Genomic DNA, 26,687 nt, shown 5'->3' on the forward strand with positions numbered 1-26,687 from the left:
GCCTACCTCTGCCGTCCGCCGCGTCGGGACGCGGCTCGCTTCGATGACGTCGTCTTCTTGGCTGAAGCGCTCTTCCTGGCCGACGACTTCTTGGCGGGAGACGCCGACTTCTTCGCCGGAGCCGACTTCTTGGAGGGCGCCGACTTCTTGGCGGGAGCCTTGCGGGCCGACTTCTTCGCCGGGGCCGACTTCTTCGCCGCCGCCTTCTTCGCGGGCGCAGACTTCTTGGCTGCCGCCTTCTTCGCGGGCGCTTCCTTCTTCTCGGCCGACGACTTCTTGGCCGCGCTCTTCTTGGCCGCGGACTTCTTCGCCGGAGCCGGCTTCTCGGATGCTGCCTTCTTCGCCGCTGCCTTCTTCTCAGGCGCCTTCTTTGCGGAAGCCTTCTTTGCGGGAGCCTTCTCGGCGGCGGGGGGCTTCTTCGAAGGCGCTGCCTTCTTTCCGGTCCTGCGCCGGGGCTCCTCCGGCTCCTCGTCGGCCTCGTCCTCGTCCTCGTCCTCGTACTCCTCGTCCTCTGGCTCCTCTTCCTCCTCCTCCGGCTCCTCGTCCTCGTACTCAGGCTCTCCGTCCTCGTACTCCTCCTCTTCCTCTTCCTCCTCCGGCTCCTCCTCGTCGTACCCCTCGTACTCCTCCTCGTCGGCCTCGTCCGGTTCCCCGAGCCGCGCCGTCCGCTCGCTGAGGGCGTCGGCCAGGGAGTTCATGCCCCGGTCAGCCGCAGCCGTCAGGGCCTTCCTGCCGGAGTCGAGTACTTCGCCCTTCAACTGGTCCTGAAGTTCGGCGAACTGCGGCATCTCGCCCAGCCGGCGCATCCCTTCGGCGGCGAGCTGGCGAGGTTCGAGGCCGAAGCGCCTGCCCGCCAGATAAGTGGCGACGGAGAGTGCGAGACGGCCCTTCTTCGTGCGGCCGAGCACGTATCCGCCCACCAAGGCGGCTGCGAGCGTGACCTTTGTCTGTTCTTCCATGAGTGAGTCACCTTCGATGGTTCGGCGCGGGGCGGACCCGGGCGGCATGAAGCCGGTCGAGCAGCTCCTCCTCTTCCCGTTCGAACTCCTCCAGGCTGATGTGGCCGTCCTCGAGTTCCAGGTTCAGCGCGGCAAGCCGGGCCCTGATCACCTGCGGGTCGTTGAGTTCCCGTTCGGCCGCGTCGTTCACCTTCTCCGCGACCCAGGCCACGCCGCGCACCGGTGCGAGCGGCAGCAGGAGCAGGCCGGTGAGCAGTCCCATCTCAGGCCCCTGCGACCGGGGTCCGGAGCGGGCGCGAGGAGACGAAGCTGTAGCAGGGCAGCGGTCCCGCGACCCGGAGCTCGACGTGGTCGCGATGGGCGTCGGCGAACCGCTGCGCCGCCGTCCTGAAGGTGTCGCTCTCGCGCCGGTCGACGAGGAACGACACGTTGAGCGCACATCCGTGGACCTCGGGCCCGGCGGCCACCGCGCGGGCCATCGGAGTGAGCCTGTGGAGGATCTTCCTCCCGGCGTCGGCCGCCCGGCGCGACAGCGCGGTGGCGACGGCCTCCCCCAGCCGGACGTTCTCCTCGTAGCCGGGGCGCCTGCGGACCGCCTCACGCAGCCGGCGGACGTCCTTCTCCTGCTCGACCACGGCCGCGAGCGCGTCCTGGGCAGGGAGCGCCTTGAGGTTGATCTCGACGCCCCCGTCCAGGTGCCTCAGCGTGGCGAGATGCTCCGCCCGCGATCCGGCCAGCTGGGCGCGCACCGAGTCCTCGTCCGGTGCGACCGCCCCGAACCGCATGGGCAGCACGGGGCCAGCGTCCGAGAGGCGCAGCAGTACGTCCTGATGGGCCATCAGGTCACGTCGTCTGGCCCGTAGTTGCGGTGGGGCGTCGCTCACGACCGCGGTGAGCTTGCCGTCCCTCACCAGCCTCAGCCCGGCCGGGGGGCTGCCCACGCCGACCGCGCCCGCCGGGAGCACGGCCGCTGCCGGGACGATCGCGTAGACGTACACGCCGTTCTGTGTCACGGCTCATGCCTCCGCGCGTCGGCGCCGCTGGGATCCCTCGCGTGCGGGGGCCCTCCGCTTCTTGGGCCGCTCCTCCCGCTCCTCGTCGTCCTCGTCGTCATCGGCGCCCACCGCCTTGCGCACGGTGTCGCCGACCGACTCGGCGGCCTTGTGCACCTTGCGCTTGCCGATGGACTTGGCGGCGCGTCCGCCGAGCAGCTCGGGAATGGTGGTGCTTCCGGAGTCACGTTCCAGGTCGAGCCTGTTGCACGCCTCGGCGAAGCGGAGGTAGGTGTCCACACTCGCCACGACGATGCGCGCGTCTATCTTGAGGATCTCGATGCCGACCAGGGACACCCTGACGAACACGTCGATGACCATGCCCCGGTCGAGAATAAGTTCCAGGACGTCGTAGAGCGTTCCTGCCCGGGGCGGGCAGGGGGCGACTTCGTCGGCGTACATGGTCGTGGTCATGGAGCGTCCTTCCGGGTGGGGGGCTGATCGGGTCACTCACTCGTCGGCGGAGCCCCGCCGGTAGCGGCGGACCCTGCTGTACTCCATGAGTTCGCCCCGCTCGTCGATCTGGACCTCGTAGGAGGCCAGCAGACTCGTGGTGTCGGGGATGCGGGGCACTTCGAGTACGTCGACGACGACGCACCAGCCGTCGTCCTTGCGCCGCACGGCCGACACCCCTTCCGCGGGGTGACAGATCAGACGTTCCAGGCTCTCGCAGGCGGCGCGGGCGGCGTGCTCGGGACCGCGTCGGGACGCGGTGCGGGATGCCGTCTTCTTCGCTGTCCGCCCGGAGGGGGCGCGACGATTCTCTGCCATGGAACCCAGTCTGGTCAGGAACCGGTCGGGCGCATCTCGAAAGCCGGGCGAGGTCCTTCCGAGGCCACTCACCCTTTCGCCTTTCCGGCGGGACGCATCGCACGGGAGACGTGCACAGTCGTAGGCATGACTGAGACCCGTGAACCGAGTGGGCCCGACGAGGAACACGTACGGCCGTCCGGGGTCGACGACACGACCGTCGAGGCCCTCGGGGTGCTGACGGAGGCGCTGGAGAGGGTGGAGCGGGCCCGGGGCCAGCTCTACGCGTTCCATCAGCTCACGGGCGGCGCGGACCTGACGCTCGACCGGGCGGTGGAACTGCTCCGGATGGGGGGCCACGCGGAGCAGGCAGACCTCGTGGAGCGGGAGATCCTGGGCCGCAACGTCGTTCCCGGCTGCTGGACCTTCCAGCTCGTCGAGGCGTACGACGACACCTACTACCGGCCGTTCGTCGCGGTCGAGGAGCGAGTGCGCCAGGAGCTCGCCGGCGGGCGCAGGCACCTGTACGAGGCGGAGATGAAAGAGGCCCGCCGCACGCACGGGCACCCCCAGCACACGGCCCGGCCCTGACCATGGATCCGGTCGACGCGCTGCGCAGGATCGCGTTCCTGCTGGAGCGGTCCCAGGCGGCCACGTACCGCGTGAAGGCCTTCCGCACGGCGGCCGGCGCGATCGGTGCGATGGACGGTGAAGAGCTCGCCGAGCGGGTGGAGCACGGTTCGCTGGAGGCTGTGCGCGGGATCGGGCCGAAGACGGCCGCGGTGATCCGCGAGGCGGTGGAGGGCGCGACGCCCGCGTATCTCGCACGCCTGGAGGCGGAGTCCTCGGGCCCACTGGCGACCGGCGGAGAGAAGCTCCTCGCGGCACTGCGCGGCGACTGCCATCTCCACTCAGACTGGTCCGACGGTGGCAGCCCCATCGAGGAGATGGGCCGTACGGCGGCCGAGCTGGGTCACGAGTGGGCGGTGCTCACCGACCACTCCCCCAGGCTGACGGTCGCGAACGGGCTGTCGACCGAGCGCCTGCTGCGGCAACTGTCCGTCGTGGCGGAGCTCAACGAGCGGTGGGCGCCCTTCCGTCTGCTCACGGGCATCGAGTGCGACATCCTCGACGACGGCTCGCTCGACCAGGATCCCGAGGTGCTGGAGCGCCTCGACGTGGTGGTCGTCTCCGTGCACTCGAAGCTGCGCATGGACGCCGCGGCGATGACCCGGCGGATGCTCGCGGCCGTACGCGATCCGCACGCGGACATCCTCGGGCACTGCACCGGGCGGCTCCTCGGTGCGAAGAAGCGGCCCGAGTCCGTGTTCGACGCCGAGAAGGTCTTCGCCGCCTGCGCCGAGTCGGGCACCGCCGTCGAGATCAACTGCCGCCCCGAGCGGCTCGACCCGCCGCGCGGCCTGCTCCGGCAGGCGGTCGCGTCGGGAGCGCTGCTCTCCATCGACACCGACGCGCATGCGCCCGGCCAGCTGGACTGGCAGGCCTACGGATGCGCGCGGGCCGAGGAGTGCGGTGTGCCCGCCGAGCGTGTCGTCACGACCTGGCCGGTGGAACGGCTGCCGGGCTGGACGGGTGACAAGGAGCGCGGGTAGCCGCCGGGCGGACGGGCAGCCATGGGCCGGTGGCCCGGGGCGGACGGGTGCGCACGGGCCGGTCCGGGGTGTCCGGCGTACAGTCGATCAGGGTTGTCCAGGTGCATCCGGCCCAGGTCGGGGCAGGAGGAAGCTCATGTCCAGTCAACGCACAGGCCCTCTGCTGCCGCAGGCACGCGGCGCGCTCTCCGAGGGTGTGATCGCCCACCTGAGGGGCACCGGTCCGCTGCCCGGTACCGGCGACGTGGGGACCGCCGAACCGTACGGCGATGATCTTCAACTCGCCCTGTACGTCTGCTACGAGCTGCACTACCGCGGCTTCGCCGGCGTGCGCCCCGAGCTGGAGTGGGATCCGCCCCTGCTCGCGGTGCGCGCCGCCCTGGAGGACCGCTTCCTGACGGCTCTGCGGCGCGACGCCGCACCCGCGGAGGGCCTGGACGCCATCCTGGACGGCCTCCTGGTGGAACCGGTCCGCGGGACCGGGCTCTCCTGGTTCCTCCAGGACGAGGGCGAGCTCCGCCATCTGCGTGACTACGCGGTGCAGCGCTCCCTCTACCACCTCAAGGAGGCCGACCCGCACGCCTGGGTGCTGCCCCGCCTCCAGGGGCGGGCGAAGGCGGGCATGGCGGCGATCGAGTACGACGAGTTCGGCGCGGGGCGCCCGGACCGTGTCCACGCCCGGCTGTTCGCGGACCTGATGGGCGATCTGGGGCTGGACGCGACGTACGGGCGCTATCTGGACGAGGGCCGCGCGCCGATGCTGGCCCTGGTCAATCTGATGTCCCTGTTCGGCCTGCACCGGGGGCTGCGCGGGGCGCTGGTGGGTCATTTCGCGGCGGTCGAGATCACGTCCTCGCCCGCTTCACGGCGTCTCGCCAACGCCATGAAGCGCACCGGCGCCGGGCCCGCCGCCGAGTTCTTCTACACCGAGCACGTCGTGGCCGACGCGGTGCACGAGCAGGTGGTACGCCGTGACGTGATCGGCGGCCTGCTCGACGACGAACCGGATCTGGCGGCCGACATCGCCTTCGGTGTCACCGCCACCTCGCATCTGGAGGACCGTCTCGGGGACCACCTGCTCGCTCACTGGCAGGTCTGACCCACACCCACCCTGGTCGCGATCCCCGGAGGGAGCCGCAGATGTCCGCAGACATGGCCGAAGACACCCCCACCGCCCGTTTGATGACGCTACCGGGGGTGTACGCACCCCAGCACGACACACGCCTGCTCATGGCGGCGCTGGACCGGGAGGCCGTCGGCCCGGGCGCCGAGGTCCTGGATCTCGGCACGGGCAGCGGCACTCTGGCACTGCACGCCGCCCGGCTGGGCGCGCGGGTGACGGCGGTCGACATCGCGTGGCGGGCCGTGATGACGGCCCGGCTGAACGCGCTGCTCTCCCGTCGGCGCATCACGGTGCAGCGCAGCGATCTCCTCTCCGCGCTGCCCGGCCGGTCGTACGACCTGGTGATCTGCAACCCGCCCTATGTGCCGTCGCCCGTGGGCCGGCTGCCCGAGCGCGGCGCGTCGCGTGCCTGGGAGGCGGGGCCCGACGGGCGGGCAGTCCTCGACCGGGTCTGCCGGGCCGCGCCTGCTGCTCTGCGTCCCGGAGGCCGTCTCCTCCTGGTGCACTCCGGCCTCTGCGACAGCGAGGTGACTCTGCGGCGCCTGGCGGACGCGGGCCTGCGGGCCCGGGTCAGTGACCGTGCCCTGGTGCCCATGGGGCCGGTGCTGCGGTCGAGGCTGCGGTGGCTGCGGGACACCGGGCTGGTGGGCCACGGCGAGACGATGGAGGAGCTGGTGGTCATCCGTGCCGAACACCCCTGAGCGCCCGTGCAGGATCACTCTCGGCGACGAGGGTCCTCTGCTCGTCGAGGGACCGGTGGAAGTCGTCTGCGCGGACGGCCGTGTGGCCGTCTCCGACCGGTTCGCGGTGGCCGTCTGCATGTGCAGGCGCAGCAGGACCTACCCGTGGTGCGACACCAGCCACCGGCGCCGTGAGCGGCCGGGCCGCGGTACGGACTGACCGGTTCACTCGTCGGGCCGGAAACGCGTGGGCGTCGCCCCCCGCAGCCGGCGGGACATCGCCCGCAGCCGTGGGTGGCGCTCGTGCACCTCGGCCGAGCGGCGGTCCAGCTCCTCGGCGAGGCGCTCCGTGCGCTTGTCGATGTCGAGCTCGTCGAGGATGCGGTCGATCTCGGCGAGCAGGGCGCCGTGCAGCTGCCACTGCCGGGGGTGTTCCTGCACCCCCGCGAGCAGCAGGTCGGCCACGTGGTCACGCGTGGCGCGACTGCGGGCCAGCGCGTCGGCGAGGCGGTCCTCGGCCTCCTCGCCGCTTTCGGCCATCGGTGTGGTGATCATCACCGCGAAGCCCTCGATGGCCTCGGACATGTTCCGGAACAGTTCCCTGAGTCCTCTGGCCACGTCGTCCGGGAAGAGTGCCTCTCCGGTGCGCGCCTTGGCCAGGTCGGTCAGCGAGCGGGTCAGGACGCGCAGCACCACGGCGCAGATCTCCAGCGTGTCGAGCCCGGTCCGCAGCACGACGCGGTGCAGCATCCCCTGACGCACCCGGGGGTTGAGCATCGTGCTCTCCTCCGCCTGCCGCAGGGAGGCGTCGACCTCCACGATGTCGTGGTCGAGCCTCCGGGCCTCGTGCAGCCGGGCGGCGGCCTCCCGTACGGGGTGGGTGCCGCCGATCTCGTCGCCGAGGTCGCGGAACATCGCGCCCATCCGCTCCCCCAGGCCGCCGATGGACGCGCTGCCGGACTCGACCCAGACGGGCGGTGCGAACAGGAGGTTGAAGAGCAGGCCGACCCCCGCGCCGATGAGGGTCTCCAGCACGCGTTCCCAGGCGTAGTCGGCGACCTGCGAGACACCGAGGACCAGCATCGCGCTGATGGCCACCTCCGGCACGAACTCGTTGACCCGGACCACCCGCCCGATCAGCAGGGAGGTGAAGATGGTCAGGCCGAGGCTCCACCAGCTCAGGCCGACCAGGGCGCTGAATCCGCCGGCGATCAGGACCCCGACCACGACGGCGTTGACACGACGGATGCCGGTGGTGAGCGTGGCGTAGAGCGTCACCTGCACCACGAGCAGCGCGGTCAGGGGCGCGGTGAGGGGCGCGGGGTGCGGGGCGGGCAGGACCAGCTGGGCCACCGCGAAGGCGATGACGGCTGCTGCGGTCGAACGCAGCGTCTGGGTCGCGGCCGGCTCGGTGGTGCGCTGGACGAGTTTGACGACGGGCGCGGGCGTGGAAACTGCAGGCATTCCTTCACGGTGCCCGGAACCCGCGCCGTGCAGTGCTTCGGAGGCCCAGCGAACTCCGTACGGACGTACGCGTGCGCCCATCGGCCAGGCCGCGCGGCACCGGCGGTACGGGGGGATGGTGGAGGTATGGCTATCTCACTGACGCCCCCGGGAGAGACACCTCCCGCCGAGGGCTGCATAAGCGAGGCACACGTCGAACGCGCCGACGGCGGCATCTGGGAGCACCCCGCCCTGTGGGCGACCGTGGTGCTGCTGGGCTCAGTCGTCTTCGCGGGCTACTTCATCGCGCGCATCTTCGGTTTCACATGAGTGCGCGCCGGACGATGGACGCGTTGCTGGAGAAGCACGGGACGACGTACGCGGCCGAGGCCGGCATCCGGCTGCGGGACACCCCCCAGCCGCTGTACCAGCTGCTCGTCCTGAGTGACCTGCTGAGCGCCCGCATCCGGGCGGACGTGGCGGTGGCCTCGGCCCGTGCGCTCTTCTCCCACCGGCTGCGCACCCCGCGCCGGATGGCCGACGCGACCTGGCAGGAGCGAGTCGACGCGCTGGGCGAGGGCGGCTATCGGCGGTACGACGAACGGACCGCGACGCAACTGGGGGACGGGGCCCGGCTGCTGCTCGACACGTACGGCGGGGATCTGCGGCGCCTGCGCGGGGAGGCGGACGGCGATCTGGACGTGTTGCGCGCGGGTCTTCGGCGCTTTCCCGGGATAGGACCGGCGGGCTCCGACATCTTCCTGCGCGAGGTCCAGACGGTATGGCCGGAGACGGCTCCCTACCTCGACGCCAAGGCACTCCAGGGCGCGCGGCGGCTGGGCCTGCCGGGCGACGCCGGGAAGCTGGCACGGCTCGCGGCCGGCCGGGATCCCGCGGTGCTCGCCGCCGCTCTCGTCCGGGCGTCGCTGGACAAGGGCTGAGCGGAGGGCTCAGTACGTCGGCCGCCGCTTGCCCGGCTTGACGGAGCGGCCTTCGACGAGTGCCCGCCTGATCTGCGCGGCGGTCTCCCGGGCGTGGTCCGTGGTGGCCGTGCGGTCGGCGACGGATGTGACGAAGCGGTGGGTGGGCCGCAGGCACTGGCCGCACGGGGTGTCGGTGGTGAGCAGATAGCCGTCCTCGCACTGCGGGTTCGCACAGCGGCCGGGGCTCACGAGCGCCTCGGCGATCTCCTGCGGTGCCCAGCGGCGCCGGCCGTCCTCGTCCTTCTCGTGCAGGGCGTGGGACCAGCGGACGTTCCACCGGCGCTCGACCCGTTCCAGGAGCTGGTTGGGCGTGCGCCGGGAGAGTTCCTGGTGGATCAGATCGTGGACCGTACGGGGATGGCGGTGGCCGAGCGCCTGGACCAGCGGTTGCGGGAGCGCCTGGAGGATGTAGCGGACCGGGTCGCCGCCGGCGCGCACGATCCATGCGCGGCAGGCGCAGGGGCCGCCGTCGGGAGGCAGCGGCCGCTGGCACCGCCCGCACAGGCCCCGGCAGTCCGCGCAAAGACCGTCGTCGAGCCCGTCCAGGTGCGGGGCGGGCGCTCTCCCGCAGTCACGGCAGCAGGCGGCGCAGGGGCCGCAGAGCCGTTCGTCGCCGAGTTTCGTCGTCCACTGCCGCTGCTGGCACCGGCAGCACAGGGCGTTGTTGCAGTACTCGTGGTGCGCGGCGCCCGACTGCCGTCCGGGGGGCGGAAATGACATTGCTGCGTTCTCCAGGTACGTGGCCGGGCGGTCGGGTCCGAGCCATGTCGGCGAAGCGCGCGCAGGGGCCCGCGTACGACGGTATCGCCTCGTACGGGCCCCGTGCGGCGCTCCGCCACGATCGGGAGGACATTGTCCCACCTGGAGAGGTGCCGCGGTCAGGGCCGCAGGTCACTCACGACGTTCGCGGTGGCGGTGATCCCCTCGTGGATGGTGGGAGCCATGCTCGTACCCGCGAGGAGGAAACCCAGCAGGGCACAGACGATCGCGTGCGAGATCTTGAGTCCGCCGTTGCGCAGGAAGATCGCTGCGAGGATCACCAGGAGCAGCACCACTGAGATCGAAATGGCCATGGCCAACCTCCTCCGCCGCGCCGGAATTGCGGCTTTCGGCCGCCAGTGTGGCGCAGCGGAGGGGCCGTTCGGCGCACTGGCGTGTCGGCCGAACGGGTGTTGACGCACGGTGACCGTGCTTGTGGTCAGCGACCGTCCTTGCGACGGCGCAGGAAGGCTTCGAGTCCCGCGAGGTCGTCCGTGTTGAGGTGGTCGACGCCCGCGGCGAGCAGCTCGGCCCACACGGCTTCGCGCTGCGGGCCGGGGGCGTCGGGGGTGCCCCAGAAGCGGACCCGCTGTCCCGCGGCATGGGCGGCCGAGACGAAGGTGTGCAGCCTGTCGCGTTCGGCCGTGGGGAAGGGGCCGGTGCCCAGCCAGCCGAAGGCCTGGGTCCAGTTGCCGCTGATGAGCGGGATGAAGGAGGCGGGGGCCGCGCTGCCGAGGTCGTCGGGGCGGCCGTCGTAGAAGGCGTACCGAGTGGTCTGGGCCTCCATGGGGACGCGGGCGGCACGGTCGCCCGAGATGACGGGGGTGACCGCGCCGGAGCGGACCCGGCCGCGGTCGTAGCGGGTGAGGATCTGCCGGTAGCGCCGGAGCAGCTCGTCGAGCGCGAGGTACGCGGCCGCGCCGTCGGTCTTGATGTCGATCAGCAGTTGCAGCGGGGCGCGGTGTCCGGCGTGGACCGATCCGTGGTTGGCGCGTACCCGGGCCAGCAGGGGGTCGAGGTAGAGCGAGACCAGGGTGCGTGCGGGGTCGAGGGTCTCGGGCTCGTGGGCGACGAGCAATTCGCCGTCCACGAGGAAGATGTCCGCCTCGACGCTGGTGAATCCGTGCGCGAGTGCGTCGTGGAGGGGACGCGCGTGCAGATAGTCGTTGTGCGCGTGGGCCCGGGCCAGGGGGCGGGGACGGGCGGGCTTCACGGTGGCAGGTGCGGCGGCGGCCGTCTGGGCGGGGATGAACGCGCCTGCGGCGGCGGTGGCGAGGGCGGTGGTGACGACTCTGCGGCGGGTCAGGTGTGCCATGGGGTCTCCTGAAGCGGTGGGGCGGGCAGAGCGGGTGGACGGACGCGACGAGTATGGGGGCGCGGACGAGCCGAAAGGCAGGTACCTGCCAAGAGTTGGGGTCGCCGTCGTCCGTCCGTCGGCTGCGCTGCGCCTGGAGTTCCCCGTGCACACCGCCCCGGCACAGGGCGGACACACATCGGGGCGGGGGCTCGTGCCCCGCCCCGATGTGCGCGCCGTCGGCCGGCTACGGAGCGGGAAGCTCCACGAGCTCGGCGACCGTCTCGCGGTGGCGCCCCGCTGTGCCGTACGCGATCGAGTCGGCCTTGGCCCGCTTCAGATAGAGGTGGGCGGGGTGCTCCCAGGTCATGCCGATCCCGCCGTGCAGCTGGACGCACTCCTCGGCCGCGTGCACCGCGACCCTGGCGCAGTACGCCTGGGCCACGGCCACCGCGAGCGGCGCGTCCGGGCTGCCGGTCGCCAGGGCGTCCGCCGCGTTGCGGGCGGCGGCCCGCGCGGAGACGACCTCCAGCCAGAGCTGGGCCATCCGGTGCTTGAGCGACTGGAACGAGCCCACCGGCCTGTTGAACTGGTGGCGTTCGCGGGTGTGCCTGACCGTCTCGGTCAGGCACCACTCGGCGAGCCCGAGCTGCTCGGACGCGAGCAGTCCCGCGCCGGCGAGCAGGCCCCGCGCGACGGCCTCGGCCGCGGGCCCGGCCCCGGCGAGCAGGGTTCCGGCCGCGCCGTCGAGGGTGACCTTCGCGAGCGGACGGGTGAGGTCCAGCGGGACCAGGGGCTGGACGGTGACCCCCTCGGCTCCGGTCTCCACCGCGTACAGGCCGTCCGACGCGGGCACGAGCAGTACGTCGGCCACGGCAGCCTCGGCGACCCCGGTCACGGTCCTGTCGAGGGTCCCGGTGAACGCCGCTGCCGCGTCGGCCGCCGGTGCGGCGAAGGGCAGAGCGAGGACGGCGACCTTTCGGCCTGCCGCCAGCTCGGCAAGGAGATCCGCGACCGGGCCGTCCCCCGCGCCGAGCGCGAGGAGGATCTCGGTGGCGACGACGGAACTCGTCAGGTAGGGCGCGGGGGCGACACTGCGGCCCAGCTCCTCCAGGACGACCGCGGCCTCGCGGTGGGTGGCACCCTGGCCACCGAGCTTCTCCGGCACCAGCAGTCCCGCCGCGCCGATCCCGGTGGCGAGCGACTCCCACAGGCGCAGGTCGTACGGCGTGTCGGACTCGATCCCCGCGATGACCGTCGGCGCGTCGGCCCGGTCGGCGAGCAGCGAGCGCACGGCGGACCTGAGGTCCTCCTCGGTCTCCGAGTAGAGCAGGTCGGGTGCGGCTTCGGTCCGTGCGGTCATCGGGCAAGATCCTTCCAGGCGACGTCCTTGTCGTTACGGGGCTCGACGGGCAGACCGAGGACGCGCTCGGCGACGATGTTGAGCAGCACCTCGCTCGTACCGCCCTCGATGGAGTTGCCCTTGGACCGCAGATAGCGGTAGCCGGCGTCGCGTCCGGTGAAATCGACGAGCTCGGGGCGGCGCATCGTCCAGTCGCTGTACAACAGGCCGTCGTCGCCGAGGAGTTCGACTTCGAGGCCGCTGATCTCCTGGTTGAGGCGGGCGAACGCGAGCTTCATGCCCGAGCCTTCGGGGCCGGGTTGCCCCGCGACGAGCTGCTGCCGCAGCCGCTCGCCGGTGAGCCGGGCGACCTCGGCCTCGACCCAGAGCGTGAGCAGCCGCTGGTGGAGGTCGTGGGTGCGCAGCGCGGGCTGGTCGCGCCAGGTCTTCGCGACGGTGCCGATCATGCCGCCCTCGCGGGGGATGCGGGCTCCGCCGATCGAGACGCGCTCGTTCATCAGGGTGGTCTGGGCGACCTTCCAGCCGTCGCCGACCGGGCCGAGCCGCCTGCTGTCCGGGATGCGTACGCCCGTGAGGAAGACCTCGTTGAACTCGGCCTCGCCGGTGATCTGGCGCAGCGGCCGGACCTCCACGCCCGGGTCCGTCATGTCACAGATGAAGTAGCTGATGCCGCGGTGCTTGGGGACGTCGGGGTCGGTGCGGGCGATCAGGATCGCCCAGCGGGCCACATGGGCGCTGGACGTCCAGACCTTCTGCCCGTCGACCACCCAGTCGTCGCCGTCCTTCACGGCGCGCGTGCCCAGTGCGGCGAGGTCGGAGCCCGCGCCGGGCTCGCTGAAGAGCTGGCACCACACCTCGTCACCCACCCAGAGCGGGCGCAGGAAGCGCTGCTTCTGCTCGTCGGTGCCGTATCCCAGGATGGTCGGGGCCGCCATGCCGAGGCCGATGCCGATGCGGCGCGGGTCGTTGTCGGGGGCTCCGGCGGCGGCGAGTTCGGCGTCGACGACGGGCTGGAGGGAGCGCGGGGCGTCCAGGCCGCCGAGCCCCGCCGGGTAGTGCACCCAGGCGAGCCCGGCGTCGAAGCGCGCCTTGAGGAAGTCGCTCCGGCCGGTCGTGGCCGGCGGGTGGGCGGCCAGCAGTTCCTGGGTGAGCTCGCGGATCTTCGCCGCGTCGAGGGCGGTGCTCATCGGGTTCCTCCTGACGGCAGGACGACGATCCGGCCCGTGCTGGTGCCGTCGGCGACCTTCTGGACGGCGCGCGCGGCATCGGCCATGGGCACGCGTTCGCTGATCAGCGGCTTGATGACACCCTGCGCGGCGAGCTTGGTGAGCTCGTCGTGGCAGGCGCGCACGGCGGCCGGGTCCTTGGTGTTGTAGAGGCCCCAGTGGAGCCCGGCGATCGAGTAGTTCTTCACCAGGGCGTGGTTGAGACCGGGCGTGGGGATCGTGCCGCTCGCGAAGCCGACGACGACGACGCGGCCCTCGAAGGCGATGCACTTGACGGACTTGGCGTAGGCGTCCCCGCCGACCGGGTCGTAGACGACGTCCGCGCCCCGTCCGCCCGTGGCCTCCTTGACCGCCGCGACGATGTCCTCGCTCCGGCGGTCGATCACCAGGTCGCATCCCAGCTCGCGGGCGATCGCGGCCTTCTCGGGGCCTCCGGCGACTCCGATGACGGTGGCGCCCGCGGCCTTGCCGAGCTGGACCGCCGCGCTGCCGACGCCGCCCGCCGCCGCGTGCACCAGCAGCGTCTCCCCGGCCTGGAGGTGCGCGCGCCGGTGCAGGCCGAACCAGCCGGTCTGGTAGCCGATGTGGAGTGCGGCGGCCTCGGCGTCGTCCAGCGCGTCCGGAGCCGGAAGGAGGGCCGACTCGTCCGCGACGACATACTCGGCGAGGCCCCCGCCGGGGAGGGCGGGGGTGGCGAGCACCCGGCGCCCGTCCTCCGTCACGCCGCAGATCTCCACGCCGGGGGTGAACGGCAGCGGGGGCCTCACCTGGTACTGGCCCCGGCAGAGCAGCGCGTCGGGGAAGTTGATGTTCGCCGCGCGTACCTCGAGCAGCACCTGCCCGTCGCCGGGGACGGGCCGGTCCGTCTCCTCGAGCTCCATCACCTCGCTCGGCTCACCGTTCCGGTGCACTCGCCATGCCTGCATGAGGGGCCTCCACAACACTGTCGGCATTTCCACTGCTCCGGCGCATACTAAGCGGTCGCTTGCCAGTCTGGGAACACCTCGCGCCCGTCGGCTCCGGAGCGATCAGGAACGCTTCGGCCTGGCCCTCACATGCATCCGCTCCCCCTGCGGCCCGAACAGGCTCAGGAACTCGACCGGCTCCTCACCGGCGGGGCCGAACGCATGGGGCAGCCGGGTGTCGAATTCGGCGGCCTCACCGGGCACCAGCACCAGGTCGTGCTCGGCGAGCCTGAGCCTCAGACGGCCGCTGAGGACGTACAGCCACTCGTATCCCTCATGGGTGCGCTGCTCGGTCTCGTCGGAGCACGGGGCGGTCTGGATGACCTTGTACGCCTGGAGGCCGCCCGGCCTGGCGGAGAGCGGCAGCGAGGTCTTCGTACCGTGCACGATCGGTTTCGCCCTGACGCGCGGGTCGCCCACCGGGGGCGCGCCCACCAGGTCGTCGAGCGGCACCTCATGGGCCCGGGCGATGGGGAGCAGCAGCTCCAGGCTGGGGCGCCGGCCGCCGGACTCCAGACGGGACAGCGTGGAGACGGAGATGCCGGTGGCCTCGGAGAGTCCGGCGAGCGTCACCCCCCGGTCCTTGCGCAGCCGCCGCAGCCGGGGCCCGACGCCGGTCAGTACGGCGTCGAGCTCGGGGTCGTCCTGTTTCTGTTCCTTCATGGGGCCCATTGCAGAATCAGCAAACCGATGTGTCAATCCGGACCCGGTCGCGACACCTCGGAAGGCGCGGCGCCGCCTTCCCCCGTCAGCGGGGAAACACCTCGAAAGCGACGGCCGGGCGGCCTCCGAAGCGTTCGGCCGCCGACCCGGTGGCCCCCGTCAGGAACGTACGGCAGTACGCCTCCGGGTCCTCGTCCGTCAGCACCTCGATATAGGTGCGGTGGGCCAGCAGCGAGCGGACCGCGCGCTCGAACCCCGGTGTCGCGTCGACCGCGTGGGTGGGCCGGTCGGTTCCCGCCACGGCGACCCAGCGCACTCCGTCCCAGGGTTCGAGGCCGAGCTCCGGGAAGATCCAGCGGTTGCCCGCGTCGCCCGCCGCGTCCAGGACGGCCCGGCCGACGGCGCGGTGGTCGGGGGTGTTCCAGGCCACGCCGCCCCAGGTGTCGCGATGGTTGAGGGTGATGACCAGCTCGGGACGGTGCCGGCGGATCGCGGCGGCGATGTCACGGCGCAGCGCCGTGCCGTACTCGATCACACCGTCGCGGTGGTCGAGGAACTCCACGGCCGAGACGCCCACGGCCGCGGCGCTCGCCCGCTGCTCCCGCTCCCGCAGCGGGGCGCACTCCTGTGGCGCGACCGTGTCGATCCCCGCCTCGCCCCGGCTCGCCAGGAGGTAGGTGACCTCACGTCCCGCGTCGGTCCATCCGGCCACGGCCGCCGCACAGCCGTACTCCAGGTCGTCGGGGTGGGCGACCACCGCCAGCGCCCGCTGCCAGTCGGTGGGCATGGGTTCCAGCTGCTCTGTCATACCCGGCAGGCTATCCACGGAAGGGGGACGGACACGTGCATTCCGGAAGCGGTTCGGGGCAGGGGGGAAGGAGTTGCTCCGGCCGGGAACACCGCGGGCGAGCCGCGCCCGACCGGGGTTTTATACCCCTAGGGGTATGATGAACGTCCGGGGCCGCCGGGGTGAGCAGGACCCCGGCCCGCCCCGCCCCGGCGACCGAAAGGAAACCCGCTCGTGATCAGCCCCGCCTCCCTCTCCCCCGCCCAGGCCGCAGCCCGCCTGGAGGAGTTCACCGTCATCGACGTACGGGCTCCCGGGGAGTACGCGTCAGGGCATGTGCCCGGCGCCCTGAACATCCCCCTCGACCGGCTCGGCGAGGCGGTGCCCGCCCTGAAGTCGGCCTCGGCGCGCGGCTCCCTGCTGGTGGTGTGCGCCTCCGGCGTCCGCTCGACCCGGGCGTGCGAGATCCTCGCCGATGCCGACATCGAGGCCGCCACCCTGACCGGCGGCACCTCGGCGTGGGAGGGCGACGGTCACGGTCTGGACCGCGCGGAGGGCGCCCGCACCACGTGGCCGATGGAGCGGCAGGTGCGGCTCGCCGCCGGCTCGCTGGTGGTCGCCGGCCTGATCGCCGGGCGTCGCTTCCCGGCGGCGCGCTGGCTGTCGGCGGGCATCGGCACGGGTCTCGTGTACTCCGCGGTGAGCAACACCTGCGGCATGGCGGCCGCCCTCTCGAAGCTGCCGTACAACCGCGCCCCCCACTCGGCGACCAGCCTGGACGCCACCCTGGACGCCCTCCAGGGCTGACGGACCCGGCTCCTAACGCTCGCTCTCGTCCCGTACGAGAGCGAGCAGCCGGTCCAGCACCCGGGGGCCGCCGGCGCGCACGCCGTCGTGCTCGTACTCGCTGGTCACCCACGTACGCAGACCGCGGATCGCGGACGCCGTGCCCAGTGCGTGGCCGGTGTCGACGTACATGTCGTCGTGGTAGACGGCGGCGGCCACCGGGACCTCGTTGGCCGCGAGCCGCTCGGCGTCGTACAGGACCGGCCAGTCGGTGCGGGCGGCGAGCAGCCCGGCCGTCTCGCGCAGTGGGCGCAGCGCGGGATCGACGTCGAAGTGCCAGGGGTGGATGCTCTCGCCGGTGAAGAGCAGGGGGCCGTCGCCGGCGAGCGCGCCGGCCGCGTCGAACTGCGGGAACTCGGCGCGTACGCGCTCGGCGGCCCAGTCGGTGGGCCGCCCGCCCTGGCCGTAGATCGCCTCGTGCATGAGGGCGTACAGCGGGTGGCCGGCGAACGAGGTGGCCGCGCGCATGGCCTCCTGGAAGGCGTCGGAGAGCTCGGCTCCGCGCTCACCCTCCACGAACGCGTTCTCCAGGAGGTAGTGCAGCCGGTGGCTGCCGCTCCCGGTGCCCAGCATGATGCCCAGGGACTGGAACCCCTCGGGAGTCAGCCGGTGGCCGCCGCTCTCGGGGCGGTGCTCGGCGAGGTACGCCGCGATCGCGCGGGCGCGGGCGACGTCCTGCGGGTAGCGGGCGTAGTGGGCCGCGACCTTGCGCTCGACGCGCGGGTAGGCGGCCCGGTAGACGTCGTCGGCGTGCGCGTCCAGGGAGGGCAGGCCGCCGGTGATCAGGACGCTTCGGAGCCCCTCCGGGGCGGCCGACAGATAACGTACGGCGCAGAAGCCTCCGAAGGACTGCCCCAGCACTGTCCAGGGGGCACCTCCGGTGAGCCGCGGGCGGATCAGTTCGCAGTCGCGGACGATGCTGTCGGCACGGAAGTGGGCCAGATAGCCGGCCTGCTCGCTCGGTCCGCCGCGCAGGGGCAGGGTCTGGCGGTTGGCCGGGGTGGAGAGCCCGGTGCCGCGCTGATCGAGCAGCAGCACACGGAATTCCCGCACCGCCCTGCCGAGCCAGGCTTCCGTACCGCTGAAGCGACGGGCGCCGAAGCCGGGGCCGCCCTCCAGATACAGCAGCCAGGGGAGATCCTCTCCCGCCTTCGCACTCGCCACGACCTCGCGGCCGAAGATCTCGATGGTCTCGCCACCCGGATCGCCGTGGTCGAGCGGGACCGTGAAGCGATGGTCGGTGAGGACGGTGCCGGGCTGGCGATAGCTGTTCAAGAAGAGCTCCTGTATCGGTGTTTCCCGGACAGTTCAGCACATCACCGTGACACGCTCGGGCCCGGCCCGCGCACGCGCCTCGCGGCGGCTCACGGAGCATCGCGACCCTTCATCCGCGTTTGCCATTAACCCGCGCATGCAATTATTGTTTACGCCAGTAACCATCGTACGCAGATCGGTTCAGCCGCACCCATGAGAGGCCCCATCATGTCCACGGTCCCCACCGTCACGCTCAACAACGGCGTCGCGATCCCGCAGCTCGGCTTCGGCGTCTTCCAGGTCCCCGACGACGAGACGGCGGCAGCGGTCTCCAGCGCCCTCGACGCGGGCTACCGCTCCATCGACACCGCCGCCGTGTACGGGAACGAGGCGGGCGTGGGCCGCGCGCTCGCCGAGTCCGGGCTCGCCCGCGAGGAACTGTTCATCACGACGAAGCTCTGGAACGCGGACCAGGGGTACGACGCCACCCTGACGGCCTTCGACGCCAGCCTCGCCAAGCTCGGCCTGGACCACGTGGACCTCTACCTCATCCACTGGCCCACACCCGAGCGCGACCTGTACGTCGACACCTGGCGGGCGCTGGAGAAGCTGCTGGCCGACGGCCGGATCAGGGCCGCCGGCGTCTCCAACTTCCAGCCCGCCCACCTGCGCCGCCTCCGGGAGGAGAGCTCGCTCGTCCCCGCCGTCAACCAGATCGAGCTGCACCCCGGGCTCCAGCAGAGCGAGCTGCGCGCCGTGCACGCGGAGTACGGCATCGCCACCGAGGCGTGGAGCCCGCTGGCCCAGGGCACGCTGCTGGAGGACCCCGCGCTGCTCTCCATCGCCGAGCGCCATGGGACGACTCCGGCCCAGGTGGTGCTCCGCTGGCACCTCCAGCTCGGCAACATCGTGATCCCGAAGTCGGTCACGCCCGCGCGCATCCGGCAGAACATCGACGTCTTCGGCTTCGAACTCCCGGACGCCGACATGGACGCGATCGCCGGACTGGACCGCGGCATGCGCATCGGCCCGGACCCCGACACCCTCAACTGAGCAGCCCCGAGGGCCCCTGGCCCGCCGGCCGGCCGGCACCCACATGCCGGCCGGCGGCTCCTTTCACGCGCCCGTCGGCACCGCGGCGGGGCCTGCTGGAACGTCCCCGGACCCGCTCCCCCGCCGGTAGCTGCTGCCGTCCCTCGGCCGTTCCAGCAGGCCGGCGATCACCATGTAGCGCCGCAGCGCCGAGCAGTCCTCGTGCACGGTGCGCAGCGCGTCGTTGACCTCGCGCTCGGTGTACACCCGGCCGTGCTCGAACAGCGTGCGCGCGAGGTGCTCCAGCAACTGCGCACGCCGAGCGGGCTTACGGGGGATCGCCGTCAGGCGCCCGTGAGAGAAGAGGGCGGCCACCTGGCGCGCGGCGAGGGTGTCGGTATCGGACATGCCGGAAGCCTCGCATCCGGCGGACGGCGGGACAACGCGTTTTCTCCCGCCGGACAGCGGCTCCCCGGCACCAGGTACCTCGACCGGGAGCCCGACGACCCCGCCGGACAGGGCATCGTCGCCGTCCGCCCGATCCGCGGCGACACACGTAAGGTGCACGCCCGGCGAAATGGACAGCATCTTGACCTTCGGGCCGACCGTCGTACGGTGTGACCATTCATTCACTCTTTCGGTTGAAGGTGGTCCCGCAATGGCCCTGTTCGATCTCCCCCTCGAAGAACTGCGCACCTATCGCAGCAGTTCGGTGGAGCCCGAGGACTTCGACACCTTCTGGTCGGCCACGCTCGCGGAGGCCGCAGCCCACGATCTGGACGCCCGCTTCGAGCAGCGCACCGACGTCGGCCTCACCACGGTCGACGTGTACGACGTGACGTTCGCCGGATTCGGCGGGCACCCGGTCAAGGGCTGGTTCGTCATACCGGCCGGCACGACGGAACCCCTGCCGGTGGTCGTGGAGTTCATCGGGTACGGCGGCGGACGCAACCTCCCGCACACCCATCTGCTCTGGGCATCGGCCGGCCTGGCGCACTTCGTGATGGACACCCGGGGCCAGGGCAGCGGCTGGGCGCCGGGAGACACCGCCGACCCCGTGGGCTCGGGGCCGTCGCTGGCCGGTTTCATGACCCGGGGCATAGAGAGCCCGGAGACGTACTACTACCGACGGGTGATCACCGACGCGGTACGCGCGGTGGAGGCGGCCCGCTCGCACCCGCTGGCCGACGCGTCGCGCACCGCGGTGGTCGGCGCGAGCCAGGGCGGCGGCCTGGCCCTCGCGGCCGGCGGACTGGTGCCGGACCTGGCAGCGGTGGCGCCGGACGTGCCGTTCCTCTGCGACTTCCCCCGGGCGACCCGGATGACCGACCGGAAACCGTACCGCGAGATCGGTGACTACCTCAAGACGCACAGGGGCCGGGCCGAGCAGGCCGACAGGACTCTCTCGTACTTCGACGGGGTCCACTTCGCCGCGCGGGGATCGGCTCCCGCCCTGTTCTCCGTCGCCCTGGAGGACCTGACCTGCCCGCCGTCGACGGTGTTCGGCGCGTTCAACGCGTACGCGCACGCCGACAAGCAGATCGAGATCTACGACTTCAACGACCACGAGGGCGGCGGCCCGTTCCAGCACGCCGCGCAACTGGCCTGGCTGCCCAGGCTGCTGAAGGCCTGACGAGCACGAGGCAGGAACCCCTTGACCCGCCTCGCGCGCGGAGCCTAGGTTTCCGGGAGAGAAAGCGCTTGCTGTCCGGCGAGTGCCCATATCTAGGCTCCAAGGGGTGTTTGTCACGACCAGCCATCCTTCGCACCAGGCCCCGCTGCGGGTCGCGATCATCGGCACGGGCGCGATCGCGCGCGGCAGCCATCTGCCCGCGCTGACCGCGCTCGCCGCCGGGCAGCCGCTGGAGGTCGTCGCGGCGGTCGACGTCGACGCTGCGTCGGCAGAGGCGTTCTGCGCCGACGCGGGGATCGCCCACGCGTACACCGACCTCGACCGGATGCTCGCCGAACAGCGTCCGGACCTGGTCACTCTCGCCACCCCGCCCCGGTTCCACCGCGACCAGACCGTGGCCGCGCTGCGAGCCGGGGCGTGGGTGTGGTGCGAGAAGCCGCCCTGCCCCTCGCTCGAGGACTTCGACGCGATCGAGGCGGCGGAGGGCCCGGAGGGCGAGGGGCCGTTCGCGGCGATCGTCTTCCAGCACCGCTTCGGCTCGGGCTCGGGGCACGTCCGGGAGCTGCTGGCCGGACAGGCGATGGGCCGCCCGCTGGTGGCCCACTGCCAGACCACCTGGTACCGCGACGACGCCTACTACGCCGTCCCCTGGCGGGGCACGTGGAGCAGTGAGGGCGGCGGCCCCTCGATGGGGCACGGCATCCATCAGATGGACCTGCTGCTCGATCTGCTGGGTCCCTGGTCGGAGATCCGCGCGATGGCGGGCCGGCTGGTGCACGACGTGGAGACGGAGGACGTCTCCACCGCGCTCGTCCGCTTCGAGAACGGCGCGATGGCCACCGTGGTGAACAGCGTGCTCAGCCCGGACGAGGTGAGCCGGATACGCATCGACTGCGAGCGCGCGACGGTCGAGCTCACCCACCTGTACGGACATCGCAACGCGGACTGGCGGATCACCCCGGCCCCCGGGGTCCCCTCCGAAGAGGCCGACGCCTGGCGTGACTTCGGGCCCGATGTGCACAGCTCGCACCATGCGCAGCTGTCGGGCCTGCTGGAGGACCTCCGCGCGGGGCGCAGACCGCGAAGCAGCGGCGCGGACGGCCGGAAGACCCTCGAACTGGTCACCGCGCTCTACAAGGCGGCCTTCACCGGGGCCACCGTACGGGCGGGCGACATCGGTCCCGGCGATCCGTACTACGCCGCACTGCACGGCGGCGCTCCCGGCTGGGCGCCCGAGTCCCGGGAACCGCGCGCGGGGGTGCCGGCATGACGAAGGCCCTGGAACTCGTCCACCGGCACGGCGAGCACCTCGCGGTCACCGCGGCGGAGAGCGGGGTGGAGCTGCTGCGCTACGTCTACCGCGCCGAGGACGCCTGGGAGGCTCCGAAGCCGTACATCCACCCCTTGCGCACACTGTCCGGCCGGGTGGTGACCGGTTACCGTCCCAACGACCACCGCTGGCACAAGGGTCTCCAGATGACCGCCTCGCATCTGTCGGGGGCGAACCTGTGGGGCGGCAACAGTTACGTGCACGGCGAGGGGTACCTCGCCCTGCCGGAGCGTGTGGGTTCCATGACGCACGCCGGCTTCGACGAGGTCTCGGCCGACGACGACTCGGTGCGTTTCGCGGAGCGGCTGACCTGGCATCCGCGCGGCGGCGGGCTCTGGGCCGACGAGACGCGCCGTATCGAGGTGCACGACGTCGACGCGGTGACCGGCAGCTGGGCGCTGACCTGGTCCTCGGCGATCACCAACCGGCGCGAGGAGCCACTGCGTTTCGGCAGCCCGACGACGCACGGGCGCCCTGACGCGGGCTACACGGGGCTGTTCTGGCGGGGGCCGCGGGCCTTCCGGGACGGCCGGATCGTCGCGCCGGACGCGGAGGGCCCGGACATGATGGGGAAGCAGGCCCCGTGGCTGGCGTACAGCGGTGAGCACGACGAGTCCGACGGGCACGCGACCCTCGTGTTCGTCCACTCCCCCGAGAACGGCCACAGCGGTTCGGAGGGGCAGCACCCGGCGCACTGGTTCGTACGCAACACCCCCTTCGCGGCGGTCGCCCCGTCGTTCGCCTTCCACGAGGAGCTGGTGCTGGACCCGGGTGCGACCCTCACCCGCCGCTACCGCGTCCTGGTCGCGGACGGCGCCTGGGACCGGGACCGGATCGCCGCGGCGGTCGGCGGCCTGCGCTGGTAGCCGTCCGGCTCACCGGCGCCGGCCGGGTCCGGGCGTGCGCGCCCGGGCCGGGCCTTCCGGCGCCGCGGCTCAGCCGGCAGCGGTGAGGACGAACACCGGGATCTCGCGGTCCGTCTTGGTCTGGTAGTCGGCGTAGTCGGGGAACGCCTCCACGGCGCGGCCCCACCACAGGGCCTTCTCCTCCCCTGTGACCTCGCGGGCGACCATGTCCTGCCGCACGGTGCCGTCCCGCAGCTCCACGTGGGGGTCGGCCTGGACGTTGTAGTACCAGACGGGGTGCTTGGGGGCGCCGCCGAGGGAGGCGACCACGGCGTACTCCCCGCCGTGCTCGACCCTCATGAGCGGGGTCTTGCGGAGCTTGCCGCTCTTCGCGCCGCGCGTCGTGAGGAGGATGACGGGCATCCCGCGCATTGTGGTCCCCTGCGTGCCCCCGGAGCTCTCGATGAGCTCGACCTGCTCACGGACCCACGTCGTGGGGCTCGGCTCGTACTCGCCCTCGATCGGCATGGCACATGTCCTCTCGTCGGAGTGTTGCGGTGCTGTGCCCCATCATGGCTCCGGCAGCCGCGAGGAGCGCGCGGGGACACCGGCGTACAGCCTGCCCGGCGTACGCCGTCTCATTCTCTGGAACCTCGTGAGACGGCCAGGGAAGAATCCACTCACAGAAACCGAGACCATTTAGGCATCTGTGTACCTTTATTTCCGAAATATCCCCACGCCCCGCTCCAGGGACTCCCGGCCGCAGGACGTACCGTGGGGGCAGCGGAGTAAGCCAAGCCTTACCCCGCCGCACTTTGCCCGTGGTCGTCCGCCCTAAGGAACAACACTCCATGACACGCCCCGTCCGCGTCGCCATCGTCGGAGCCGGTCCCGCCGGAATCTACGCAGCGGACGCGCTTCTCAAGTCCGAGGCCGCCCAGGACCCGGGCGTATCGATCGACCTCTTCGAGCGCATGCCCGCCCCCTTCGGCCTGATCCGTTACGGCGTGGCTCCCGACCACCCGCGGATCAAGGGCATCGTCAAGGCGCTGCACCAGGTCCTGGACAAGCCCCAGCTGCGGCTGTTCGGCAACGTCGACTACCCGAACGACATCGGCCTGGACGACCTGCGGTCCTTCTACGACGCCGTGATCTTCTCCACCGGTGCCGACGCCGACCGCGCCCTGGACATACCCGGGATCGAGCTCGACGGCTCCTACGGCGCCGCCGACTTCGTCGCCTGGTACGACGGCCACCCCGAGGTTCCGCGCACCTGGCCGCTGGAGGCCGAGAAGGTCGCCGTGCTCGGTGTGGGCAACGTGGCCCTGGACGTCGCACGCATTCTCGCCAAGACCGCGGACGAGCTGCTGCCGACCGAGATCCCGGCGAACGTCTACGACGGCCTCAAGGCGAACAAGGCGCTCGAGGTGCACGTCTTCGGGCGGCGTGGGCCGGCCCAGGCGAAGTTCAGCCCCATGGAGCTGCGCGAGCTGGACCACTCGCCGAACATCGAGGTGATCGTCAACCCCGAGGACATCGACTACGACGAGGGCTCGATCGCCACCCGCCGGGAGAACAAGCAGGCCAACATGGTCGCCTCCACGCTGGAGAACTGGGCGATCCGGGACATCGGCGACCGTCCTCACAAGCTGTTCCTGCACTTCTTCGAGTCCCCGGTCGAGGTCGTCGGCGAGGACGGCAGCGTCGTCGCCCTGCGCACGGAGCGCACGGAGCTGGACGGCACGGGCAACGTCAAGGGCACCGGCCGGTTCACGGACTGGGACGTGCAGAGCGTCTACCGCGCGGTGGGCTACTACTCGGAGGAGCTCCCGAAGCTGCCCTTCGACGTGGCCTCCGGCACCGTCCCGCACGAGGCGGGCCGGGTGCTCACCGGTGGCGAGCCGATGACGTCGGTGTACGTCACGGGCTGGATCAAGCGCGGTCCGATCGGCCTGATCGGGCACACGAAGGGCGACGCCAACGAGACCGTGGCGTGCCTGCTGGAGGACCACTCCGCCGGCCGGCTGCCCGCCCCCACGCAGCCCGAGCCCGACGCGGTCGTCGACTACCTGGAGCAGCGCGGAGTCCGCTACACCACCAAGGAGGGCTGGCACCGGCTGGACGCCCACGAGCAGGCGCTCGGCGCCGAGCAGGGCCGTGAGCGCATCAAGGTCGTCGAGCGCACCGCCATGCTGGACGCCTCCGGGGCCTGACCGGCCCCGCCGAGCCGTACGCGCCCCCGGGCCTCCCGCGAAGGAGGCTCCGGGGGCGCCGTGCTGTCCGGGCGCATTCCGGGGCCGGGCCCACGGCCACCAGGACATGCCGCGCGGGGGCGCCGTCGAATGCCATGAGCCGGGTGCGGCAGCTCGGACGTCCCGCCTCGGCGCAGGCGATCCGGATGCCGTGGCCGGAGCGGGCTTGACCTTGACGCCGGGTCAACCCTCCATCCTTCCGGCAGGAGCTTCCTCGCAGCCCTTGCCTGGAACAGCTCCGCGAAGGAGGCGGATGACCATGACGGCCCAGTCGATCGCCGGCCCGGCACTGAGCGTGCGGGGTCTGGAGAAGTCGTACGGGACGGTCGAAGTGCTGCGCGGTGTGGACTTCGACGTGACGCGGGGCAGTATCTTCGCCCTGCTCGGCTCCAACGGGGCGGGCAAGACCACGACGGTCAGGATTCTCGCCACTCTGCTCAAGGCCGACGCGGGGACGGCGAGCGTCAACGGCCTGGACGTCGCCGCGCAGCCGGCGGGCGTGCGGGAGTCCATCAGTCTCACCGGACAGTTCGCGGCCGTCGACGGGATCCTCACCGGCCGGGAGAACCTCGTGCTCGTGGCCAGGCTGCGTCACCTTGAGGACCCGGGCACGATCGCGGACGACCTGCTGAGGCGCTTCTCGCTGACCGAGGCGGGCGCGCGGAAGGTGTCCACCTATTCGGGCGGGATGCGCCGCCGGCTGGACATCGCGATGAGCCTCATCGGGGATTCGCCGGTGATCTTCCTGGACGAGCCGACGGCCGGACTCGACCCGGAGGCGCGCATCGAGGTATGGGACGCGGTCAAGGAGCTCGCCGGTCACGGCACGACAGTGCTGCTCACCACGCAGTATCTGGACGAGGCCGAGCAGTTGGCCGACCGGATCGCGATCCTCCACCAGGGACGGATTATCGTGAACGGCACGCTCGCCGAGCTCAAGCAGCTCTTCCCGCCCGCCAAGGTGGAGTACGTCGAGAAGCAGCCGACTCTGGAGGAGATCTTCCTCGCGGTCGTCGGCGGAAGCGACAGGAACGCCGTCACCGGCACAGCAACGGGGGGACAGGAATGACCGGGTACTTCTTCAGCGACACCGCCGCGCTCACGGGGCGGACCCTGCGCCATGTCACTCGCAGCATGGACACCATCATCACGACCGCCCTCACGCCGGTCGCCATGATGCTGATGTTCGTCTACGTCTTCGGTGGCGCCATCGATACCGGGTCGGTTCCGTACGTGAACTACATGCTGCCCGGCATCCTGCTCATGACCATCGCTTCGGGCATCTCCTACACCGCGTACCGGCTGTTCACCGATGTGCAGAGCGGGATCTTCGAGCGGTTCCAGTCTATGCCGATCGCACGGTCGGGTGTGCTGTGGGCCCACGTCGTCACCTCTCTGGTCGCCAATCTGATCGCGCTCGTGCTCGTCGTGGGCGTCGGCGTGCTCATGGGCTTCCGCTCGGGGGCGGGGGTGTCGGCATGGCTGGCGGTCGCCGGCATCCTGCTCCTGTTCACCCTGGCGCTGACCTGGCTCGCCGTGATCCCCGGGCTCTCCGCGTCGTCGGTCGAGGGAGCGGGCGCGTTCGCCTACCCGCTCATCTTCCTGCCGTTCGTCAGCTCGGCGTTCGTGCCCACAGGGACGATGCCGGGCCCGGTGCGCTGGTTCGCCGAGCACCAGCCGGTGACGTCGATCGTCAACACGATCCGTGCCCTGTTCACGGAGCAGCCGGTCGGCGACGACATCTGGATCGCGCTCGTGTGGTGTGTCGGCATCCTCGTCGTGGCGTACGTCTTCGCGATGACCGCCTACCGCCGGAAGATCGCCTGAGGCAGGCT

General features: G+C 71.7%; 32 protein-coding genes. 15 read left to right on the top strand and 17 right to left on the bottom strand.

Annotated features, from left to right (window positions below):
* Nucleotides 1–2: 2 nt before the first annotated feature.
* The 5 genes from ACWCQM_RS08490 to ACWCQM_RS08510 are packed head-to-tail and all read right to left on the bottom strand — an operon-like array spanning nucleotide 3 to nucleotide 2,782.
* Nucleotides 3–959 (bottom strand): histone protein, encoded by a 957-nt coding sequence (locus tag ACWCQM_RS08490; RefSeq protein WP_450914528.1) that lies wholly within the window; start codon nucleotides 957–959, stop codon nucleotides 3–5.
* Between the two features lie 7 nt (nucleotides 960–966).
* Nucleotides 967–1,221 (bottom strand): gas vesicle protein GvpG, encoded by a 255-nt coding sequence (locus ACWCQM_RS08495; protein WP_450914529.1) that lies wholly within the window; start codon nucleotides 1,219–1,221, stop codon nucleotides 967–969.
* 1 nt (nucleotide 1,222) lies between these two features.
* Nucleotides 1,223–1,972, bottom strand: a complete 750-nt coding sequence (locus ACWCQM_RS08500; protein WP_450914530.1) for a GvpL/GvpF family gas vesicle protein — start codon at nucleotides 1,970–1,972, stop codon at nucleotides 1,223–1,225.
* Nucleotides 1,973–1,975: 3 nt separating this feature from the next.
* Nucleotides 1,976–2,425, bottom strand: a complete 450-nt coding sequence (gvpJ, locus tag ACWCQM_RS08505; RefSeq protein WP_450914531.1) for a gas vesicle protein GvpJ — start codon at nucleotides 2,423–2,425, stop codon at nucleotides 1,976–1,978.
* A 36-nt stretch (nucleotides 2,426–2,461) separates the two neighbouring features.
* Entirely contained in the window at nucleotides 2,462–2,782 is a 321-nt protein-coding gene (locus tag ACWCQM_RS08510) for a gas vesicle protein GvpO (protein ID WP_450914532.1), read from the bottom strand.
* A gap of 126 nt (nucleotides 2,783–2,908) precedes the next feature.
* On the opposite strand from ACWCQM_RS08510, the gene ACWCQM_RS08515 reads away from it, so the two are divergent.
* The 5 genes from ACWCQM_RS08515 (at nucleotide 2,909) to ACWCQM_RS08535 (ending at nucleotide 6,397) form a co-directional block, all read left to right on the top strand.
* Nucleotides 2,909–3,352 (top strand): hypothetical protein, encoded by a 444-nt coding sequence (locus tag ACWCQM_RS08515; protein ID WP_450914533.1) that lies wholly within the window; start codon nucleotides 2,909–2,911, stop codon nucleotides 3,350–3,352.
* 2 nt (nucleotides 3,353–3,354) lie between these two features.
* The gene (locus ACWCQM_RS08520) at nucleotides 3,355–4,374 is read left to right on the top strand and encodes a PHP domain-containing protein (RefSeq protein WP_450914534.1); all 1,020 of its coding nucleotides are present in this window, start codon (nucleotides 3,355–3,357) and stop codon (nucleotides 4,372–4,374) included.
* Between the two features lie 136 nt (nucleotides 4,375–4,510).
* Complete coding sequence (locus ACWCQM_RS08525) at nucleotides 4,511–5,473, top strand: iron-containing redox enzyme family protein (protein ID WP_450914535.1); 963 nt, start codon at nucleotides 4,511–4,513, stop codon at nucleotides 5,471–5,473.
* A gap of 41 nt (nucleotides 5,474–5,514) precedes the next feature.
* A complete protein-coding gene (locus ACWCQM_RS08530) occupies nucleotides 5,515–6,198 on the top strand; it encodes a HemK2/MTQ2 family protein methyltransferase (RefSeq protein WP_450914536.1) in 684 nt (227 codons plus the stop codon).
* On the top strand, nucleotides 6,182–6,397 hold the full coding sequence (locus tag ACWCQM_RS08535; RefSeq protein WP_450914537.1) for a CDGSH iron-sulfur domain-containing protein: 216 nt from the start codon (nucleotides 6,182–6,184) through the stop codon (nucleotides 6,395–6,397). Before ACWCQM_RS08530 ends, ACWCQM_RS08535 begins: the two co-directional genes overlap by 17 nt.
* Before the next feature lie 5 nt (nucleotides 6,398–6,402).
* Here ACWCQM_RS08535 and ACWCQM_RS08540 read toward each other — a convergent pair whose 3' ends face one another.
* The gene (locus ACWCQM_RS08540; protein WP_450914538.1) at nucleotides 6,403–7,641 is read right to left on the bottom strand and encodes an FUSC family protein; all 1,239 of its coding nucleotides are present in this window, start codon (nucleotides 7,639–7,641) and stop codon (nucleotides 6,403–6,405) included.
* Between the two features lie 126 nt (nucleotides 7,642–7,767).
* Between ACWCQM_RS08540 and ACWCQM_RS08545 the strand changes: the two genes are divergently transcribed.
* The gene (locus ACWCQM_RS08545; protein WP_450914539.1) at nucleotides 7,768–7,950 is read left to right on the top strand and encodes a DUF6480 family protein; all 183 of its coding nucleotides are present in this window, start codon (nucleotides 7,768–7,770) and stop codon (nucleotides 7,948–7,950) included.
* Entirely contained in the window at nucleotides 7,947–8,561 is a 615-nt protein-coding gene (locus ACWCQM_RS08550) for an endonuclease (RefSeq protein ID WP_450914540.1), read from the top strand. Before ACWCQM_RS08545 ends, ACWCQM_RS08550 begins: the two co-directional genes overlap by 4 nt.
* 9 nt (nucleotides 8,562–8,570) lie before the next feature.
* Here the strand turns inward: ACWCQM_RS08550 and ACWCQM_RS08555 are convergent, their stop codons facing one another.
* From ACWCQM_RS08555 to ACWCQM_RS08590, 8 genes are all read right to left on the bottom strand, one after another.
* Nucleotides 8,571–9,323 (bottom strand): hypothetical protein, encoded by a 753-nt coding sequence (locus tag ACWCQM_RS08555; protein ID WP_450914541.1) that lies wholly within the window; start codon nucleotides 9,321–9,323, stop codon nucleotides 8,571–8,573.
* Between the two features lie 158 nt (nucleotides 9,324–9,481).
* Nucleotides 9,482–9,676 (bottom strand): hypothetical protein, encoded by a 195-nt coding sequence (locus ACWCQM_RS08560; protein ID WP_267079283.1) that lies wholly within the window; start codon nucleotides 9,674–9,676, stop codon nucleotides 9,482–9,484.
* Between the two features lie 125 nt (nucleotides 9,677–9,801).
* Nucleotides 9,802–10,677, bottom strand: a complete 876-nt coding sequence (locus ACWCQM_RS08565) for a phosphatidylinositol-specific phospholipase C/glycerophosphodiester phosphodiesterase family protein (protein WP_450914542.1) — start codon at nucleotides 10,675–10,677, stop codon at nucleotides 9,802–9,804.
* Between the two features lie 226 nt (nucleotides 10,678–10,903).
* Nucleotides 10,904–12,019 carry an acyl-CoA dehydrogenase family protein gene (locus ACWCQM_RS08570; RefSeq protein ID WP_450914543.1) on the bottom strand — a complete coding sequence of 372 codons (1,116 nt, stop codon included), beginning with the start codon at nucleotides 12,017–12,019 and terminating at the stop codon, nucleotides 10,904–10,906.
* On the bottom strand, nucleotides 12,016–13,206 hold the full coding sequence (locus tag ACWCQM_RS08575) for an acyl-CoA dehydrogenase family protein (protein WP_450914544.1): 1,191 nt from the start codon (nucleotides 13,204–13,206) through the stop codon (nucleotides 12,016–12,018). The genes ACWCQM_RS08570 and ACWCQM_RS08575 overlap by 4 nt, the downstream gene beginning before the upstream one ends.
* Complete coding sequence (locus ACWCQM_RS08580) at nucleotides 13,203–14,171, bottom strand: NADPH:quinone oxidoreductase family protein (protein ID WP_450914545.1); 969 nt, start codon at nucleotides 14,169–14,171, stop codon at nucleotides 13,203–13,205. The genes ACWCQM_RS08575 and ACWCQM_RS08580 overlap by 4 nt, the downstream gene beginning before the upstream one ends.
* Before the next feature lie 102 nt (nucleotides 14,172–14,273).
* Nucleotides 14,274–14,873 carry a helix-turn-helix domain-containing protein gene (locus ACWCQM_RS08585; protein ID WP_450914546.1) on the bottom strand — a complete coding sequence of 200 codons (600 nt, stop codon included), beginning with the start codon at nucleotides 14,871–14,873 and terminating at the stop codon, nucleotides 14,274–14,276.
* 85 nt (nucleotides 14,874–14,958) lie between these two features.
* Nucleotides 14,959–15,681: a PIG-L deacetylase family protein gene (locus ACWCQM_RS08590; protein ID WP_450914547.1), complete on the bottom strand. Its 723-nt coding sequence runs from the start codon at nucleotides 15,679–15,681 to the stop codon at nucleotides 14,959–14,961.
* A gap of 213 nt (nucleotides 15,682–15,894) precedes the next feature.
* Here ACWCQM_RS08590 and ACWCQM_RS08595 point away from each other — a divergent pair, with 213 nt between their 5' ends.
* On the top strand, nucleotides 15,895–16,467 hold the full coding sequence (locus tag ACWCQM_RS08595) for a rhodanese-like domain-containing protein (RefSeq protein ID WP_450914548.1): 573 nt from the start codon (nucleotides 15,895–15,897) through the stop codon (nucleotides 16,465–16,467).
* Between the two features lie 12 nt (nucleotides 16,468–16,479).
* Here the strand turns inward: ACWCQM_RS08595 and ACWCQM_RS08600 are convergent, their stop codons facing one another.
* Nucleotides 16,480–17,781, bottom strand: coding sequence for an alpha/beta fold hydrolase (locus ACWCQM_RS08600; protein ID WP_450914549.1), 1,302 nt, complete (start codon nucleotides 17,779–17,781; stop codon nucleotides 16,480–16,482).
* Between the two features lie 207 nt (nucleotides 17,782–17,988).
* On the opposite strand from ACWCQM_RS08600, the gene ACWCQM_RS08605 reads away from it, so the two are divergent.
* Entirely contained in the window at nucleotides 17,989–18,813 is an 825-nt protein-coding gene (locus tag ACWCQM_RS08605; protein WP_450914550.1) for an aldo/keto reductase, read from the top strand.
* A gap of 63 nt (nucleotides 18,814–18,876) precedes the next feature.
* On the opposite strand, the gene ACWCQM_RS08610 is transcribed toward ACWCQM_RS08605, so the two are convergent.
* Nucleotides 18,877–19,200 (bottom strand): DUF2087 domain-containing protein, encoded by a 324-nt coding sequence (locus ACWCQM_RS08610; RefSeq protein ID WP_450914551.1) that lies wholly within the window; start codon nucleotides 19,198–19,200, stop codon nucleotides 18,877–18,879.
* 250 nt (nucleotides 19,201–19,450) lie between these two features.
* On the opposite strand from ACWCQM_RS08610, the gene ACWCQM_RS08615 reads away from it, so the two are divergent.
* The 3 genes from ACWCQM_RS08615 to ACWCQM_RS08625 all read left to right on the top strand — a co-directional run bounded on the left by ACWCQM_RS08615 (nucleotide 19,451) and on the right by ACWCQM_RS08625 (nucleotide 22,621).
* Entirely contained in the window at nucleotides 19,451–20,425 is a 975-nt protein-coding gene (locus ACWCQM_RS08615; protein WP_450914552.1) for an acetylxylan esterase, read from the top strand.
* A 106-nt stretch (nucleotides 20,426–20,531) separates the two neighbouring features.
* Nucleotides 20,532–21,695, top strand: a complete 1,164-nt coding sequence (locus ACWCQM_RS08620) for a Gfo/Idh/MocA family protein (protein WP_450914553.1) — start codon at nucleotides 20,532–20,534, stop codon at nucleotides 21,693–21,695.
* Complete coding sequence (locus ACWCQM_RS08625; protein WP_450914554.1) at nucleotides 21,692–22,621, top strand: DUF6807 domain-containing protein; 930 nt, start codon at nucleotides 21,692–21,694, stop codon at nucleotides 22,619–22,621. The genes ACWCQM_RS08620 and ACWCQM_RS08625 overlap by 4 nt, the downstream gene beginning before the upstream one ends.
* 69 nt (nucleotides 22,622–22,690) lie before the next feature.
* Here the strand turns inward: ACWCQM_RS08625 and ACWCQM_RS08630 are convergent, their stop codons facing one another.
* On the bottom strand, nucleotides 22,691–23,128 hold the full coding sequence (locus ACWCQM_RS08630; RefSeq protein WP_450914555.1) for a nitroreductase family deazaflavin-dependent oxidoreductase: 438 nt from the start codon (nucleotides 23,126–23,128) through the stop codon (nucleotides 22,691–22,693).
* 323 nt (nucleotides 23,129–23,451) lie between these two features.
* Here ACWCQM_RS08630 and ACWCQM_RS08635 point away from each other — a divergent pair, with 323 nt between their 5' ends.
* The 3 genes from ACWCQM_RS08635 to ACWCQM_RS08645 all read left to right on the top strand — a co-directional run bounded on the left by ACWCQM_RS08635 (nucleotide 23,452) and on the right by ACWCQM_RS08645 (nucleotide 26,679).
* On the top strand, nucleotides 23,452–24,813 hold the full coding sequence (locus tag ACWCQM_RS08635) for an FAD-dependent oxidoreductase (RefSeq protein WP_073752366.1): 1,362 nt from the start codon (nucleotides 23,452–23,454) through the stop codon (nucleotides 24,811–24,813).
* A 298-nt stretch (nucleotides 24,814–25,111) separates the two neighbouring features.
* On the top strand, nucleotides 25,112–25,921 hold the full coding sequence (locus ACWCQM_RS08640; protein WP_450914556.1) for an ABC transporter ATP-binding protein: 810 nt from the start codon (nucleotides 25,112–25,114) through the stop codon (nucleotides 25,919–25,921).
* Complete coding sequence (locus ACWCQM_RS08645; protein ID WP_450914557.1) at nucleotides 25,918–26,679, top strand: ABC transporter permease; 762 nt, start codon at nucleotides 25,918–25,920, stop codon at nucleotides 26,677–26,679. The genes ACWCQM_RS08640 and ACWCQM_RS08645 overlap by 4 nt, the downstream gene beginning before the upstream one ends.
* The last annotated feature ends 8 nt before the right edge of the window (nucleotides 26,680–26,687 follow it).

This window comes from Streptomyces sp. NPDC002125, from assembly GCF_053593715.1.